General features: G+C 40.6%; 15 protein-coding genes. 11 read left to right on the forward strand and 4 right to left on the reverse strand.

Annotated elements, in window-relative coordinates:
- Nucleotides 1-11 precede the first annotated feature (11 nt).
- From ACE198_RS09725 to ACE198_RS09740, 4 genes are all read right to left on the reverse strand, one after another.
- Nucleotides 12-1,313: an NCS2 family permease gene (locus ACE198_RS09725; RefSeq protein WP_375375399.1), complete on the reverse strand. Its 1,302-nt coding sequence runs from the start codon at nucleotides 1,311-1,313 to the stop codon at nucleotides 12-14.
- A 170-nt stretch (nucleotides 1,314-1,483) separates the two neighbouring features.
- A complete protein-coding gene (locus ACE198_RS09730; RefSeq protein WP_375375400.1) occupies nucleotides 1,484-2,986 on the reverse strand; it encodes a sensor domain-containing diguanylate cyclase in 1,503 nt (500 codons plus the stop codon).
- A gap of 218 nt (nucleotides 2,987-3,204) precedes the next feature.
- Complete coding sequence (locus ACE198_RS09735; protein WP_375375401.1) at nucleotides 3,205-4,419, reverse strand: aminotransferase; 1,215 nt, start codon at nucleotides 4,417-4,419, stop codon at nucleotides 3,205-3,207.
- Nucleotides 4,416-4,919 (reverse strand): Lrp/AsnC family transcriptional regulator, encoded by a 504-nt coding sequence (locus ACE198_RS09740; RefSeq protein ID WP_098575075.1) that lies wholly within the window; start codon nucleotides 4,917-4,919, stop codon nucleotides 4,416-4,418. Before ACE198_RS09740 ends, ACE198_RS09735 begins: the two co-directional genes overlap by 4 nt.
- Before the next feature lie 252 nt (nucleotides 4,920-5,171).
- Here ACE198_RS09740 and ACE198_RS09745 point away from each other — a divergent pair, with 252 nt between their 5' ends.
- The 11 genes from ACE198_RS09745 (at nucleotide 5,172) to ACE198_RS09795 (ending at nucleotide 16,105) form a co-directional block, all read left to right on the forward strand.
- Nucleotides 5,172-5,531: a P-II family nitrogen regulator gene (locus ACE198_RS09745; protein ID WP_375375402.1), complete on the forward strand. Its 360-nt coding sequence runs from the start codon at nucleotides 5,172-5,174 to the stop codon at nucleotides 5,529-5,531.
- 3 nt (nucleotides 5,532-5,534) lie between these two features.
- The gene (locus tag ACE198_RS09750; RefSeq protein ID WP_375375403.1) at nucleotides 5,535-6,842 is read left to right on the forward strand and encodes an ammonium transporter; all 1,308 of its coding nucleotides are present in this window, start codon (nucleotides 5,535-5,537) and stop codon (nucleotides 6,840-6,842) included.
- A gap of 286 nt (nucleotides 6,843-7,128) precedes the next feature.
- Nucleotides 7,129-8,058 (forward strand): phosphate ABC transporter substrate-binding protein, encoded by a 930-nt coding sequence (locus tag ACE198_RS09755; RefSeq protein ID WP_375375404.1) that lies wholly within the window; start codon nucleotides 7,129-7,131, stop codon nucleotides 8,056-8,058.
- 70 nt (nucleotides 8,059-8,128) lie between these two features.
- Nucleotides 8,129-8,323, forward strand: a complete 195-nt coding sequence (locus tag ACE198_RS09760; protein WP_375375405.1) for a hypothetical protein — start codon at nucleotides 8,129-8,131, stop codon at nucleotides 8,321-8,323.
- A gap of 109 nt (nucleotides 8,324-8,432) precedes the next feature.
- Nucleotides 8,433-9,413 (forward strand): biotin/lipoyl-containing protein, encoded by a 981-nt coding sequence (locus ACE198_RS09765; RefSeq protein ID WP_375375450.1) that lies wholly within the window; start codon nucleotides 8,433-8,435, stop codon nucleotides 9,411-9,413.
- Nucleotides 9,413-10,123 (forward strand): ABC transporter ATP-binding protein, encoded by a 711-nt coding sequence (locus ACE198_RS09770; protein WP_375375406.1) that lies wholly within the window; start codon nucleotides 9,413-9,415, stop codon nucleotides 10,121-10,123. Before ACE198_RS09765 ends, ACE198_RS09770 begins: the two co-directional genes overlap by 1 nt.
- Nucleotides 10,107-11,267, forward strand: coding sequence for an ABC transporter permease (locus tag ACE198_RS09775; protein WP_375375451.1), 1,161 nt, complete (start codon nucleotides 10,107-10,109; stop codon nucleotides 11,265-11,267). Before ACE198_RS09770 ends, ACE198_RS09775 begins: the two co-directional genes overlap by 17 nt.
- Nucleotides 11,268-11,324: 57 nt before the next feature.
- The gene (locus tag ACE198_RS09780; protein WP_375375407.1) at nucleotides 11,325-11,870 is read left to right on the forward strand and encodes a PepSY-associated TM helix domain-containing protein; all 546 of its coding nucleotides are present in this window, start codon (nucleotides 11,325-11,327) and stop codon (nucleotides 11,868-11,870) included.
- A 180-nt stretch (nucleotides 11,871-12,050) separates the two neighbouring features.
- On the forward strand, nucleotides 12,051-13,022 hold the full coding sequence (gene galE / locus ACE198_RS09785) for a UDP-glucose 4-epimerase GalE (RefSeq protein WP_098575066.1): 972 nt from the start codon (nucleotides 12,051-12,053) through the stop codon (nucleotides 13,020-13,022).
- A gap of 527 nt (nucleotides 13,023-13,549) precedes the next feature.
- Nucleotides 13,550-14,737, forward strand: a complete 1,188-nt coding sequence (locus ACE198_RS09790) for a glycosyltransferase family 4 protein (RefSeq protein WP_375375408.1) — start codon at nucleotides 13,550-13,552, stop codon at nucleotides 14,735-14,737.
- Nucleotides 14,738-14,773: 36 nt separating this feature from the next.
- Nucleotides 14,774-16,105: a glycosyltransferase gene (locus ACE198_RS09795; protein ID WP_375375409.1), complete on the forward strand. Its 1,332-nt coding sequence runs from the start codon at nucleotides 14,774-14,776 to the stop codon at nucleotides 16,103-16,105.
- Nucleotides 16,106-16,196: the final 91 nt, after the last annotated feature.

Below are 16,196 nucleotides of genomic sequence, written 5' to 3' on the forward strand. Positions count from 1 at the left end.
CTTTTTGTATATTAATGTTGTAAGAAGGCAAGTTGGATAAAGAAGAGGACGGCGAATACATATAGCAAAGGATGAATTTCGCGCCATTTCCCTTTGACTAGTTTCAGAAGCGGATAGCTTATGAAACCGAGGGCAATCCCTGTTGAAATGCTTGAGGTTAGCGGCATGCTCAGGACAGTCAAAAAAGCAGGGAAGGCTTCATCCAGCTCATTCCAGCGGATCTTAGCAATACTTCCCATCATTAAACTGCCGACAATGATTAAAGCAGGCGCGGTAATCGCTGATATCCCAGAAACCGAACTGACGAGCGGCCCGAAAAAGGCTGATAGGATGAACAATATTGCAACTGTAAGAGAAGTTAACCCCGTCCGACCTCCGGCAGCTACACCTGACGATGATTCAATATAGGCTGTTGTTGGGCTCGTCCCAAACATGGCACCGACTGCCGTACCAATTGAATCGGCTAGTAAAGCCTGTCTTGCTCGCGGCAATTTGCCATTCTTCATTAAACCAGCTTGATTGGCCACGCCAATCATCGTACCGGTTGTATCAAAAATAGTCACTAAAATGAAAGAAAAGACAACAGCATAGAGGCTGTGCTGAATTACGGCGGTCAAGGCTGTTAGTGGATTACCGATAATTAATCCCTCAGGCAAAGTAGGCAGGGACATAAATCCTTGATTGAACTCAAGCTGGCCGGTAAAGAAAGCAATTAGTCCGGTAATGACCATTCCGAAAAATATGGCACCATTGACTCGGAGCGCCATCAATACCAGTGTAATTGCCAGCCCAACAACGGCTAAAAGAGCAGATGCTGAATGAAGGTCACCGAGACCGACAAGATTAGTAGGATGAGCTGTGATGATCTTTGTGAGTCGTAAGCCGATAAAAGCAATAAACAGGCCGATTCCAGCAGTAATCCCGTGTTTAAGGTTTTCCGGAATCGCGTCAATTAATTTTTCCCTAAGGGGCGTTAACGATAAGATGACAAATATCACGCCTGCGACAAAAACAGCTGCAAAGGCCGTTTGGTAGGTAATTCCTTGATGACCGCCAACAACAGAATAAGCAAAAAAGGCGTTGAGTCCCATTCCTGGGGCAATGGCGATTGGATAATTAGCAAAAAGTGCCATCCATAGTGTTGCAACGACTGCGGCAATGATGGTCGCGGTGAACACTTGCCCGAACGGAACCCCAGCGTCAGCGAGAATGACCGGATTTACAACCACGATATAGACCATCGTAAAAAAGGTTGTAATCCCTGAAAGCAGCTCCGTTTTTGTATTTGTATGATTTTCCTTTAACTTAAACATTGTGGTTCCTCCAAAATACGAACGTTTTAATAAGACCTAAACTATAATATTCGTTTTTGAGAAAAAACACAAGGGATCCCTATTATTTTGTTCTTTTTTGGTGCCTGACACCAAAAAGTGACACCAAAAAAAGAACCACCCTGTGCGAAGGGATGGTTCCATTAATCTGTCTAGATTATTGACTTTTGTATCGCAGAATCGAGGGAGGTGTTTTTTCTTTTGTGTACAGCCTTTTCCTTGTACATCTCCTGATCGGCCATTTCTAGAACTTCCTCAGGGGTCAGGACAGTTCCTGGTTTATAGTGATAATAACCGTAACTGGCGGAGATCGAATAAGGCTTTTGCTGCGTGAAATTGATCTCCTCGAAACTTAGTTTAATCGTTTTCATTAAATCTCGCACATCATTCATTTGCTTTTGAAAGAACACAATGATAAATTCATTGCCGCCTAGGCGGAAAAAAATATCTACATCTGTAATATGACGGTTGATTGTGTCACAGCAAGTCTTGATGAGGTCATCCCCAATGGAATGGCCGAATCGATCATTTGTCTTTTTTAAATCGTTAATATCGATATAGCAGATAATAAATTCTTGGGATTCTGGACCAGCGGATAATTGCTGGTTAAGGATTTCCATCCCGCTTCTTCGGTTTAACACACCCGTAAGCATGTCCAGCGAAGCATGTTTAAATAGCTCTTCCTCGTTTTTTTTCAAATCTGTGATGTCAGTGACACCGATCAGGACACAAGGTTCATCCATGTAATCTACCAATTCTAAACTGAGCATTACCCATTTTCTTATCGTAGGTGTGATTTGCTGCTCTATACAATAGTTTTTTATGCTTTGCTGCTCCATTAGACGTTGCAGGAGATCCTGTTTTTCCTCTTGATTCTGAAACAAGAATCTTGCGTCGATCTGAGCCATGTTGTTATCATGCAAATGGTAATATCCAAGGGCATGCTTGTTCATGAGCAAAATTTCTTCATTATATAACTTTGTAAGGATGAGTGGATGGGGATTAAGGTTAAATAGGCTCCTGAAATTTTCCTCATTCTGTCGCAGTTTCAATTTGTTCATAAAATCATTTTTTCGAAATGAATAGAAAGATAAGGCAATCATAAAGGAAATGACCGCGGTCCCTGTCGAGTTAATCAGTTTCGATAAAAATGCGAAGTGGTCTGGTTCAAAAAAATAAAGCCCGATGATAAAGAAAATATGTATAACCATAAATTGAATGAATATGTGCCTTGGCTGGATCGGTAAAAATACGGCTACCCCTAATACGATAATGATATAGGCGTAAATATTCCCGGTAAATAATTGGCTATTAATAGAAGAGACTGCACCGATCAATAGATAGATAAGGATATAACTAGAGACGATGACTCCTCTAGGAGCCTTTAAATATTTATGATAAATGAATAGAAATAGAAGGGAGACAACAAGCCCTGTGATGTGAATGGCAGAAAGATTGAATTTGAAAGTCTGGCTGCTCAGTTTATTAAACAGGAAAAAGTCAACGATAAAAAAACAGGGATAGGTGAAAATTAGCATATATGAAATGAGTTTTATTCGCTCATATAAAACAACGTAGTTATGATGAATAAACTCTCGATTAGTAATAGAATTCATTCTCTTTCTATTAAAAAAATCGATTGCAAAGGCCCTCAATTACTCCACCCCTTTTTTACCATTACCTCGAGTATTTTAGCATAATTTGGGATACCTGTCACAAAAAAAAGGGTGTAGGCACTCTCAAGAAGATTGGTGTCAGGCACCAATGAAAGGCACCAGTGAAGGCACTAGTGAAAGCATCACCAATAATACATAGGAAGAGCCCAATTCTGGCGGATGGAACTGTCAGAATTGGGCTCTTTTTTTGCATGTAACTATTGGTTTAATTTTACTTCTCTTGTTTGTTTTTCGCCGTAGATCCCTTTTGATTCAAGAAATTTCTGGATTCTTTTTAGGGCTTCTTGCAGCTGCGGCATTGAGGCTGCGTACGAGCAGCGGATGTAGCCTTCACCGCTTTCTCCAAACACATTGCCCGGCACGACGGCTACCTTTTCTTGCATTAAAAGTTCTTCGGCAAATTGTTCGGAGCTGAGGCCGGTTGCCTTAATGGAAGGGAAGACATAGAAAGCTCCTCCAGGTGTATGACAGTCTAAACCTATTTTATTTATGGTTTGCACGACATAGTTCCGTCTCATCCGGTAGCTTCGTTTCATCGCTTCCACTTCCTGGAAGGTATTCTTAAGGGCTTCAATCGCACCGTATTGGAGCATAGTTGGCGCACACATGGTAGTGTATTGGAAAATCTTCAACATTACCTCGATAAATTCCTTAGGGGCTGCGAGCATCCCTAAGCGCCAACCGGTCATCGCAAAGCCTTTTGAGAATCCATTGATTAAAATGGTTCGCTCATACATGCCTTCAATCGCTGCAAAACTGGTATAGGTTTCTTCGTAGGTTAATTCTGCGTAAATCTCATCAGAGACGACGATTAAATCATGCTTTTCAACAATTGCAGCAATTTCCATTAGTTCTTTTCGATTTAAGGTGCTGCCAGTTGGGTTGTTTGGCGAACAAAACAAAATCGCCTTGGTTTTTTCTGTAATTGCCCCTTCGAGTTGTTCAGGCGTTAATTTGAACCCATTGGCAGGTGAGGTGGAAATGGCGACAGGTGTCCCGCCGGCAATTGCTACCAATGGAGCGTAAGAAACGAAGGCTGGTTCTACAATTAGTACTTCATCGCCTTCGTTTAAAATGGCTCGAAAGGCGAGGTCGATCGCCTGACTAGCTCCAACGGTGACGATGATTTGATTTTTGGGATCATAGTTGACAGCAAATCTTGTTCCAAGGTAATTAGAGATTTCCTGTCGTAATTCTAATAATCCCGGGTTTGCTGTATATGCAGTATAGCCTTGTTCCATCGATAAAATGGCGGCCTCGCGTATGTTCCAAGGCGTAATGAAGTCTGGTTCACCCACGCCTAAGGAAATGACGTCTTTCATACTGGCTGCTAAATCAAAGAACTTCCGAATCCCAGATGGCTGTAATTCTTTAGCGGTGTTAGATATATAGTGGGAATAATCCTTTTTCATGGTGTAATCACCATTCTCCGGTCTTTATCATCACCACTGCCAAAAACCACTCCATCATGTTTGTATTTCTTTAACATGAAATGCGTCGTGGTCGAGATGACATTTTCAATCGTCGAGAGTTTTTCCGATACAAACGTCGCAATTTGATTCATCGTTTGGCCTTCAATGGTAATCGACAAATCGTATGCACCACTCATGAGATAGAGAGAGGTTACTTCCGGAAAACGATAAATTCTCTCAGCGACCTCATCAAATCCTACACCGCGCTTTGGTGTTACCTTTACATCAATCATAGCGACGATATTTTCCTGACCCTCCACTTTGCTCCAATCGATGAGCGCTGGATAACTGACGATTACTTTTTCTTCTTCTAATTTTTTAATAGTCTTTCTAACTGATTCTTCACTGCTCATCACCATTAAAGCAATCGTTTCTTCAGAGATTTTATGGTTTTCTTCGATGAGCTTTAATATTTCTAGTTCTTCATTCGATAATTTCATAAGGTGCCTCCTGATTTGAATTTCATATTATTGATTTTATAGGAGGATGGCTTCTAACTCAAATGAAAGTATTGGGATAATTCTCTCTTTTTTGACAGTAAGATTGAATGGTGTCAGGCACCACGGTATATTTCATGATGATTCTAAATTTACAGATTACAAGAAAAATATATTGACGGTAAATCTAGTCGTGTTATATAGTTTAACAATACGATGTTAGGTTATATAACATGGAACAAGGAGCCGATTCTCATGAAAAAAATAGAGGCAATTATTCGACCAGAACGACTCACAGAGACGATTAAGGGTTTGAAAAATATGGGGATATTAGGTTTTACGGTTTCACAAGTAGTCGGCAGAGGAAAACAAAAGGATACACAAGGAGTTTACCGTGGGAAAAATTATCAGGTAACTCTGCATCCTAAAGTGAAACTGGAGATTGTCCTCTCGGATTATTTGGTAGAATCCACGATTCAGACGATTGTGGATACGGCACAAACGGGTGAAGATGGCGACGGCAAAATATATGTTTATCCGATTCTGGAGGCCTATAACATTCGGACAGGGACAATAGATTATGATATCGAGGATTTAGCAAATAAGGAGGGATGACTTGTGGAAATAATGTATATAAATACCGTTTGGGTCGTCCTTGCAGCCGCGATGGTTTTGTTCATGGAAGGCGGTTTTAGTTTACTAGAGGCAGGGTTGGTCCGAACGAAAAATGCCGTCAATGTGACAATGAAAATTTTTGTAGACTTGACGATTGGTGCTTTAGCGTTTTGGCTTATCGGATTTGGGATCATGTTTGGAAACGATGCGTTTGGATTCGTTGGGACCAGCCTATTTGGAAGCCCTGAGAAAATTGCTCTTTCGATTGAACTGCCAAGTGTGGCTTTTGTGCTTTTTCAAATGGGATTTGCGGTGGCATCTGTCTCGATCATTTCAGGCGCTGTCGCAGAACGAATGAACTTTAAAGCCTATGTGGTAACAGCGGCACTTATTTGTATTATTATTTACCCTCTATCTGGTCATTGGATATGGAATAGCGATGGCTGGTTAGCCAAATTAGGAATGAAGGACTTTGCTGGATCTGCTGCGATTCATGCTGTCGGTGGTTTCGCTGCTTTTGCAATGGCAAAACTATTGGGTCCGAGAAAAGGAAGATTTAATTCTGATGGAAGCTCTAATGTGTTTGCCCCTAGTAACATTCCGTTAGCTTCTGCTGGTGCCTTTATCTTATGGTTTGGGTGGTTTGCGTTTAATGCGGGGAGTACATTGGATGCCTCCAGCTCCGCCCTAGCACCGATTGCCATCAACACGATGCTGGCGGGAGCAAGCGGGGGAGCGGCGGCACTATTTATGACGATGAAAAAGTTTGGAAAAGCCGATCCGAGTATGACGATAAACGGGGTGTTGGCTGGACTAGTTGCAATCACAGCGGGCTGTGCCTTTGTTTCGGAGTGGAGCGCCGTTATAATAGGCGCAATAAGTGGTGCGCTCGTTATTTATACCACCCTTTTTGTGGATTATTTGAAAGTGGATGATCCGGTCGGTGCCGTTGCGGTTCATGGTTTCAGCGGGGTGTTCGGGACAATTGCGGTTGGATTATTTGATACAAAGCAAGGATTATTGACAACGGGTCATACCTCATTATTAGAAGTGCAGCTTTTAGGCGCTGTTGTCGTGATTGTTTGGGGGTTACTCGGTGGTGCTTTTATCGCAAAGATATGCGAAAAAACAGTCGGTTTCAGAGCATCGGAGCGGGAAGAAGAAGAAGGCTTGGATATGTCCTACCATGGCATTCCGGCTTACAATGAATTAGAGCGGTTTACGGATTTGCCGACTAGCCTATTTAATTTTGAAGAAACCACAGGAATTACGGTAGCTTCTCCGGCCAGTCGAAAAGAAAAGGTAGTTTGAAAGTAACTAGAAACATAAAGGGATCCTTATTTCATCATACAAAAGTCGAAAATAGATTAGTTCTACTTTAGAACCTATCTATTTTCGGCTTTTTATTTTGTTTTTTTATCTCTCTTAAACGGTAAAAAGATGAAATTAATTAGAATTATTAAAAAGGCAACATAAATTTACAAAGATTATCAAATCTTTACAAAACTATACATACGATTAACACGCAGTTAACAAATAAGGATTATTCTTATACCTGTAAACAACAACAACAAATTGACTAGGGGGATTTAATGAAATGAAAAGATTGAAAAACTTAAGCCTGCTTACATTGCTAGCTGCGTTAATGGTATTTATGGCTGCTTGCGGAGGCGCAGCTTCTACAGATAAGACAGAAGGTACTGCAAAGAAAGAAACACCAAAGAATGAAGAAACGAAAGAACTTTCCGGCTCATTAACTATTTCCGGCTCTTCTGCGATGCAGCCTCTTGTGGCAGCTGCCGCTGAAGAATTTATGGCTGCTAACCCTAAAGTTGATATACAAGTAAACGCGGGTGGATCTGGTACAGGCTTATCACAAGTTGCTGAAGGATCTGTTCAAATTGGTAACTCGGATGTTTTTGCTGAAGAAAAAGAAGGAATTCCAGCTGATCAGATTGTTGACCATAAAGTTGCTGTCGTAGGGATGACTGCTGCCGTTAACCCTAAAGTAGGAATTAAAGATATTAAAAAAGAGGATTTAATTAAAGTCTTCACTGGAAAAATCACAAACTGGAAAGAACTTGGCGGAGCAGACCAAAAAATCGTTCTTGTAAACCGTCCTGATTCTTCTGGAACTCGTGCAATTTTTAATAAATTTGCTCTTGAAGGAGCAACACCTGCTGAAGGAATCACGGAAGATTCTTCAAACACAGTTAAAAAGATTATTAATGAAACTGATGGGGCCATTGGCTACCTTGCTTTCTCCTATTTCACTGATGAAACAGTAACACCTCTAGCGATTGACGGTGTTGAACCAACTGCTGAAAACGTACAATCAGGTAAATTTCCAGTTTGGGCTTACCAACACTCATATACTAAAGGGGAAGCAACCGACCTTGCCAAAGCATTCCTTGATTATCTGATGTCAGATGAGATCCAAAATACGTTATTACCAGAGCAAGGGTACCTTCCAGTAACAAAAATGCAAGTCGAACGTGACGCACAAGGCAATCAAAAAAATCTATAAGACTAATAGTTTATTATCATGAGAAAGCCTTCATTCCTTAAGTACAGGAATGAAGGCTTTTCTTATTTTCTTGGCTGTGTTAAAGGTTAATGTTGATTTTAGCACTCTGTTGATTGGAGTGGAAGGCACGAAGACTCCTGCGGGAGTACGGGGCAGGGGAGACCCCGCAGGAGCAAAGCAACGAGGAGGCTCCCCGGCACGCCCGCGAACCGCTTGTGCCTGGAACGGAAAACAACAGACAAGTTTAACACAGCCATTTTCTTAAGGATAATTTAAGGAACGGACAAGATAATAGGCACATCAAATAAATCATTTTCCTGCTGGATGAGGGGTAATTACAGCGGGGAGTAAAGGAGTAGAGATTGTTGAAGAAAGTGATTTGGATACTTGTGAGTGTTTTGGTTATTGGATTTGTCGGGTTTCAGTATTATAAATCGAAAACGGTGAATACGGAGGCAGCAGCTCAAATTCGAACAGCTGTGGTCCAACAAGGAAAGCTGGAAGTGAAGATTAGTGGTTCAGGTACGGTTGAACCTGTAACAAGTGAAGATATTAAAGCAAAAGATGATAATAATGAAATCGATGAAGTGTTGGTTTCAGCAGGGGACAAAGTAAGTGAAGGGGATGAATTAATTACCTTCACGGATGATAGTGATCCAATTACAGCTCCTGCTGACGGGACGATTACCACGGTTTCTGTTTTAGAAGGAGAACGCGTAACGAATGGTCAGGTGGTCGCCCATCTTACCGATTACAAGAATTTACAAACGGTTGTTGCCGTTGATGAGCTAGATATTACAAAAATTAAAAAGAAGCAGACGGTCAGCTTAACTGTAAGTGCGTATCCTGACACTCCTTATACAGGAAAGGTAACGGCGATTGCTGCTGAAGGCACATCTGCAAACGGAACATCGACTTTTGATGTCACCATTCACATTGATAAACCAACGAATTTAAAAGTCGGGATGAGTACGGAAGCTAGTATTTTAACCCAAAGTAAGGAAAATGCTCTTTACGTTCCAGTCGATGGGGTCTATACAAACAATAATGAGAAATATGTGATTGTGACTGCGGCTTCGACAGATTCAAGTTCCGATGCATCGGCACCATCGGCAGGCACAAGCCAGCAAAAGACGGTTAAAACAGGAATTTCTACGGATGAGTATGTTGAACTAACAGAAGGAGTAACCGCAGGCGAAACGATTCAACTGCCGGAACTAGCTGCAAGCAGCTCGTCTAACAGACAAGGCGGTATGATGAGAGGCAACATGGGCGGCATGGGCGGTATGAATGGCGGCGGCATGCCTCCAGGTGGAAATGGACAAGGAGCGCCAAGCGGAAGGGGTGGCAATTAATGAGTAAGCCGATTATTCAAATTAAAAATATGATGAAAACCTATAAGCTTGGCGGGGAAATAGTTCATGCTCTTAATGATGTGTCATTAAAAATTCAAAAGGGTGAATTTCTAGCCATCATTGGTCCGTCTGGGTCAGGGAAATCCACCTTAATGAACATGCTAGGCTGCCTGGATCGGCCGAATAAAGGGACATATCACCTTGATGGCAGAGATATTGGGAAAATGGATGACAATAGTTTAGCGACGATTCGGAATCGGAAAATCGGGTTTATTTTTCAAAACTTCAACTTATTAGGTAAGCTTTCCGCACTCGAAAATGTGGAATTGCCTTTGTTATATGCCGGCGTACCAACCCGTGAAAGACGGGAGCGGGCATTAGACGGATTGGATAAGGTTGGCTTGAAGGAGCGCGCTGGCCACCTGCCCACTCAGCTTTCTGGAGGGCAGCAGCAACGGGTGGCGATTGCGAGAGCCCTGGTTGGGCAGCCATCGATTCTCCTCGCCGATGAACCAACCGGTGCCCTTGATAGTAAAACAAGCAAAGAGATCCTTCTATTAATGAAGGAATTGAATGAATTAGGCCATACGATTATTTTAATCACACATGACCTGGAAATCGCAAAACAAGCCAAAAGAATGGTCAGTATTCAAGACGGCCAACTCTATGAGAATGGAGGTGTTCTCCTTGGGAATGCTGCAATCCATTAAAATGGCTATAAAGAGTATCAGAAGCAATAAACTTCGGGCGGTTCTGACGATGCTCGGGATCATTATTGGTGTTTCGTCAGTCATCGTCCTAGTTTCGATTGCCCAAGGGTCAGCGAAAAACGTCACAAGTCAAATCAATCAATTAGGGACCAACCTTTTGACGGTAAATACCTATAGTACCGATATTGAATTAACAGAGGATAAAATTAGTCAGCTAGGTGAGATTGATGGTGTGAAAGCAGTTGCACCGGTTGTTTCAGGCCGTGTCTATGTGAAAAAGGAGCGGACATCCTCTCAGATTACCTTAACAGGAACAAATGCCGCCTATTCATCAGTACGTGATGCGAAGGTCACTCAAGGGCGCTTTATTACCGATTTAGATGTCGAGTACCGCCAAAAGATTGCCGTCCTCGGTTCGGAAACAGCAAGCACCTTTTTCGGCACAGAGAATCCGATTGGACAGTACATTCAGGTGTCAGGCACCTCGTTCAAAGTAGTAGGAATACTAGCTTCGAAAGGAAGCTCACTCGGTCAGAGCGGGGATAATGTGGTCATTGTCCCGTTGAGCACGGGTCAGCGTTTAGTCGGCAGTACGACGATAAGCACGGTTTATTTGCAAGGCAAAAGCGAGGATCAGATGGATTTCGTGATGAACGAGGTTAAAATGGCGCTCGCTAGTATGTATCCTGGGAAAAGTGATTATTATGGTGTAACCAATCAGCAGGATGTGATGGACACGATGAGTTCAGTGTCTGACACCATGACCATGATGCTTGGCGGAATCGCGAGTATTTCCTTACTTGTCGGCGGGATTGGCATCATGAATATCATGCTTGTGTCGGTGTCAGAACGGACGAAGGAAATCGGGATTAGAAAAGCGATTGGCGCGAAACGTCGAGATGTGCTTTTACAATTTTTAATTGAGGCCGTTGTACTAAGTTCGATGGGTGGCTTGATTGGAATTCTGTTTGGATTAGGCGTAGGAAAAATGGTCTCATCTCTGATGAGCTTAAGTATCGCCTTCTCACCAACCGTCATTCTATCATCGTTCCTATTCTCGCTCGTCGTCGGTGTGGTCTTCGGGGTATTCCCGGCCAATAAAGCTTCTAAATTAAATCCTATTCAGGCACTTCGCTATCAGTAGGGCTTCAGACAGAATAGAGCATGCTTTACACGAAATAGTCAAATCAAATCTAAAAAAATGAGGAGAATATATATGAAGAAAACAAGAAAGGCACACTTATGGATTGGTTTAATCTGCTCGATCTTTATCTTAATCGAGTCGGTTACGGGATTATTGATGAATGAGCCATGGTTAATCGGCCAGACACAAATGGAAGGAAATAGAGGCAATTTCCAGCCAGGGCAGTTTAATCGAGGAGCCATGCAGCAAGGAACAACGACTAATTCAGGCCAAACCCAAGGCACAGCTCAAGGTCAATCCCAAGCTCAAGCACCAAATGGAGCAAACTCAAACGGCCAACCCGGTCTATCTGGTCAAAATGCAGCAGCTAACCAATTTCCAGGTCGCCCAGGGGCTGGCGGTGAAGGTGGATCGACTTCTATCACAGACATCATTAGAGGTCTTCACGAAGGAAAAATCGGCACAGCCAATGTAAAATGGCTGGTAGACTTAGTGGCTATCGCATTGATCTTCTTAACCGGTACAGGCATATACCTTTCAATAAAAGTCCTCAAAGCCGACAAAAAAAGAAGAAGCCGAAATGCTGAGGGGCAAGTGGCGTAAAACGGAGTACAGTTAAGTTAGGGTGTCAGGCACCATGTGAAAAAATTCACATGGTGCCTGACACCCTTTTTTAATGAAGGGCGCCTGCGCTTTTCTTGCAATTTCATAAATTATGTTGTTTTTTCGACAAAATGTTATAATAGTGAAAGTAATTGAAATTCTAGCTAAGGGGAAATGAATATGATTCTCGTCGTTGGCGGAGCAGGCTATATTGGTAGCCATCTTGTGAAGGAATTAGTAGAAACAGAAGAAGTGGTTGTTCTTGATAATTTAACGACCGGTCACCGAGCCGCAGTGGACAGCCGGGCAGTCTTTGTTGAAGGTGATTTAGGTAATGAAGAAGATTTACAAATGATCTTCAAAAGTTACCCAATCAAGGCGGTCATGCATTTTGCAGCCTTTAGCTTGGTCGGGGAGTCTGTTGTTGATCCGTTGAAATATTATGAGAACAACGTGGCGGCTACTCTTACTTTGTTAAAAGTCATGATTAAAAACAATATTAAAAACTTTATTTTCTCTTCAACAGCTGCTACCTATGGAATTCCAGATGTAGAGTTGATTGATGAAACTACTCCCACTAGACCGATTAATCCTTATGGACATTCAAAACTGATGATTGAACAAATCCTGTCAGATTTCTCGAAATCCTATGGATTGAACTATGTGATTCTGCGATACTTCAATGCAGCAGGTGCCCATGCATCAGCAGTAATCGGCGAGAGTCATGACCCAGAGACTCATTTAATTCCGATTGTCCTTCAACAACTGTTAGGGCAGCGAGAAAAGATAGCTGTTTTCGGATCAGATTATGATACCGCTGACGGTACATGTATTCGTGACTATATCCATGTCACTGATTTAGCAAGTGCGCATATCCTTGCCCTCGAGGCGTTACTGGCTGGGAAGAAGTCAACTGAGATTTATAATCTTGGCAACGGTCTAGGTTATTCGGTGAAAGAAGTTATTGAAACATGTGAAAAAGTAACAGGTATAGAGGCGAACGTCGAAATGGCCGACCGCCGTGCCGGAGACCCAGCCATGCTTGTTGCTTCCTCCCAAAAGATTCATTCCGAACTTGGCTGGAAGGCTGAACGGAACTTAGAAAGAATTATTGAGGATGCCTGGAAATGGCACCAGCAGCAACAGTATTAAAGTATTAATCGTTAAATGCAATCTCGAAAACAGACCTCCTTCTTTTACACAGGAGGCCTGTAAATATAAACAGCGAAATTAAGACGGAATGTTTGATGGTTCTTCGGAATTACTTGTTGATAAGTTCTGTTGGATGTAACGATGGGAAGGGCAGAAATCATTGATTTCTGCCCTTGTTTATTTAATTTCCTCAAGTTCGTGTCGAATTTTGTAAAAATATCATGTAATGTGTCGGATAACTTTCGACATTTTATTCGCTTTATATGAGAGAATAGTAATTGCAGTCTTAGAATTGTAGAATAATTTTAAGTGCTATATGTCTTTAGGATTGCGAAATTGCTCATATCTTTCTAATTGGTAATTGATTGTAAAATGTGTATTTCTATTTTAATCAGTTGGAATAACGAGTAAGATAATAAATAGGATGTACATTAACATACAAAATATGATAAAAAGTCATTTCAACGAGTGGAAATAACTTTCTTCCTGTTAGAAATAAAGGATATTTAAAGGGTGGTAACTAGTTAGTGAAAAGGGTTTTAATCATTTCTCAACATTTTTATCCTGAAATAGGAAGTCATGCTAATCGAATTAAGAATTTATATATACTACTGAAAAGAGAGAATTTTGATGTAACGATCTTTACATCAGAACCTTCTTACCCCAATAAAAATATTTATCATAACGGTGATTTTTGGGATGAGGAATCCCTTAATTGTGAAAACAATAACATACACAGGATAATTATCACTAATCGGAAGTACTCCAATAGCTTCATGAATCGCTTATTTTATTATCTGGAAATAGCATTAAAATTAGTCATACTTATCCTTAAAGATAAGAACAAGTATGATTATATCTTTGCCACTTCCCCCCCCATATTCACAGGATTTGTTGGTCTCTTTGCTAAATATAAATATAAAACCAAATTCATTATAGATATAAGAGATTTGTGGCCGGAGTCTTTAAAAGGTGTGGGAGTATTTAGTAATAGCTTCATCCTAAACTTTTTCGGCCTATTAGAAAAAGTCCTTTACAAGAAGTCTGACAAAATTGTTATTAACAGTCTAGGTTTTCAGGATTATATTCAAAAGAAAGCTGGAATCACTGATTCGAAAATATTATTCATACCAAATGGTTCTCTCAAAGAAGAACTAGCGCTTACTAATAAGGAACGAACTGGATCAAGGAAAATTATTTATGCGGGAAACCTTGGCCTGGCGCAAAATACGGAGTTGATCCATCAACTAGTTCCACTATTTGAAGTGAACGGGATTCAACTAACGATTATTGGATATGGAGTCCATAAGAATGATCTAATCAACTCGGTTAAAAACCATAAAAATGTGAAGATTATTAATCCGTTGACTAAAAAGGAATGCTTTAAAATTATTTCCGAACACGATTTAGGATTAGTCACATTAAAGGATGAAGAAGTGTTTAAAACAGTGCTGCCTGGAAAGATTGTTGACTATATGACATGTGGTGTACCGATTGTCGGCATTGTGGATGGGTACGCGAAAGAGTTAATTAATAATGAAGGAATAGGGATTGCTATCCATGAAAATGACCCTCAGCAAATCTTGGCTTCGATCATGGTGTTATTAGACGACGAATCAAGAAGAAAAGAAATGGTCAAAAGAGAGCAGCAGCTAATTCTTGAAAAATTCAATTGGGAAATTAATATAAAAAAGCTAGTTGAATATATGAAATAGGTAATAAAACTAACTTGTAAGGAATGGTATGGAATTATGTCTAAAAAGGTATGTATGTTTGTGTGGAATCACTTCACAAATGATGCCAGGGTATTGCGAGAGTGCACCGCTTTATCGGAGTCGGGTTATGAAGTGGATTTAATTTGTATCCACGATCCGAAAGATAAATCATTACCAAGGTTTGAACAAAGAAATGATCTTTTTAAGGTCTACCGAATCAAACGATATCCCGTTTTATTGGAATTGATGCAAAAGGTTTACAGGTACTCCATGCAAAACAAATTGTTTGGGGCTTTTTTTCTGCTCATATGGGGGATGTTAATTTATTTATCTCCTATTGTATTTTCGATTCTGACCGTTCTTGCGGTACTTCTTTTAAAAACAAAGTTGAAGGTTGTATGGGTTAGAGGAAGTTTAATCTTGGGAATGATTATGAAGGGATATGCTATGAAATACGATATTTACCATTCTAATGATTTAAATACTCTTCCACAAGGTTATATTTGCTCGAAGTGGCGCCTGAAACCGAAGAAGCTTATCTATGATTCACATGAAGTTCAAACAAGCCGTACTGGTTACTCTAGTCCAGTATATGGGAAAATGGAACGCTTTCTTATAAAGAAAATTGATGAAATGATGGTCGAAAATGACACTCGTGCTAAGTATAACGAAGATTTATACGGATTTTATCCACATGTTGTCCACAACTATCCATTTAAACAAACAAATACAAATGAAGAAATGGTCGATTTACATGCGATTTTAGATATCCCGAAAGAAGAAAAAATCTTATTGTATCAAGGTGGCATTCAGACTGGCAGAGGTTTGGATAAGTTGATTCAGGCAGTCCCGCTATTTAATGAAGGTGTGCTAGTCCTTATTGGGGATGGGAAAATTAAACAAGAACTGCAAACAATGGTTGAAGAAAAGCACCTTCAGGATAAGGTAAAGTTCCTCCCGAAAGTACCACTTGCAGATCTGCCTAAATATACACGAAATGCCTATTTAGGATTTCAAGTCCTAAATAATGTCTGCTTCAATCATTATTCTGCATCTTCGAACAAGTTGTTTGAATACATGATGGCAGGTGTACCAGTAGTTGCGTGTGATTTTCCGGAGATTAAGAGAGTAGTAGAGAGCGATGGTACAGGGGTATGTGTAGACTCTCATAATCCTGAATCAATAGCGGATGGAGTTAACTTACTGCTAGAAAACGAAATCATGCATAGTGAGATGAAAGTAAAGTCCTTTGAAGCTAGCAAGAAGTATAACTGGGAAAATGAGAAAAATCTTTTCGTTAAGGTTTATTCGATTTTTTATTCTAAAAACGTAATAATTGTACCGGAAAATATAAATCATAAAAACTGATATCATTACCCAATTTAATAGAAAAATTTAATGAGAATATTAATTAGTGCTCTTTGGTTTGAGTGCTGTAACAGTAGATTATTTTAGAAAA

Source organism: Neobacillus sp. KR4-4 (assembly GCF_042136325.1).
In the GTDB taxonomy this organism is placed as follows: domain Bacteria; phylum Bacillota; class Bacilli; order Bacillales; family Cytobacillaceae; genus Neobacillus.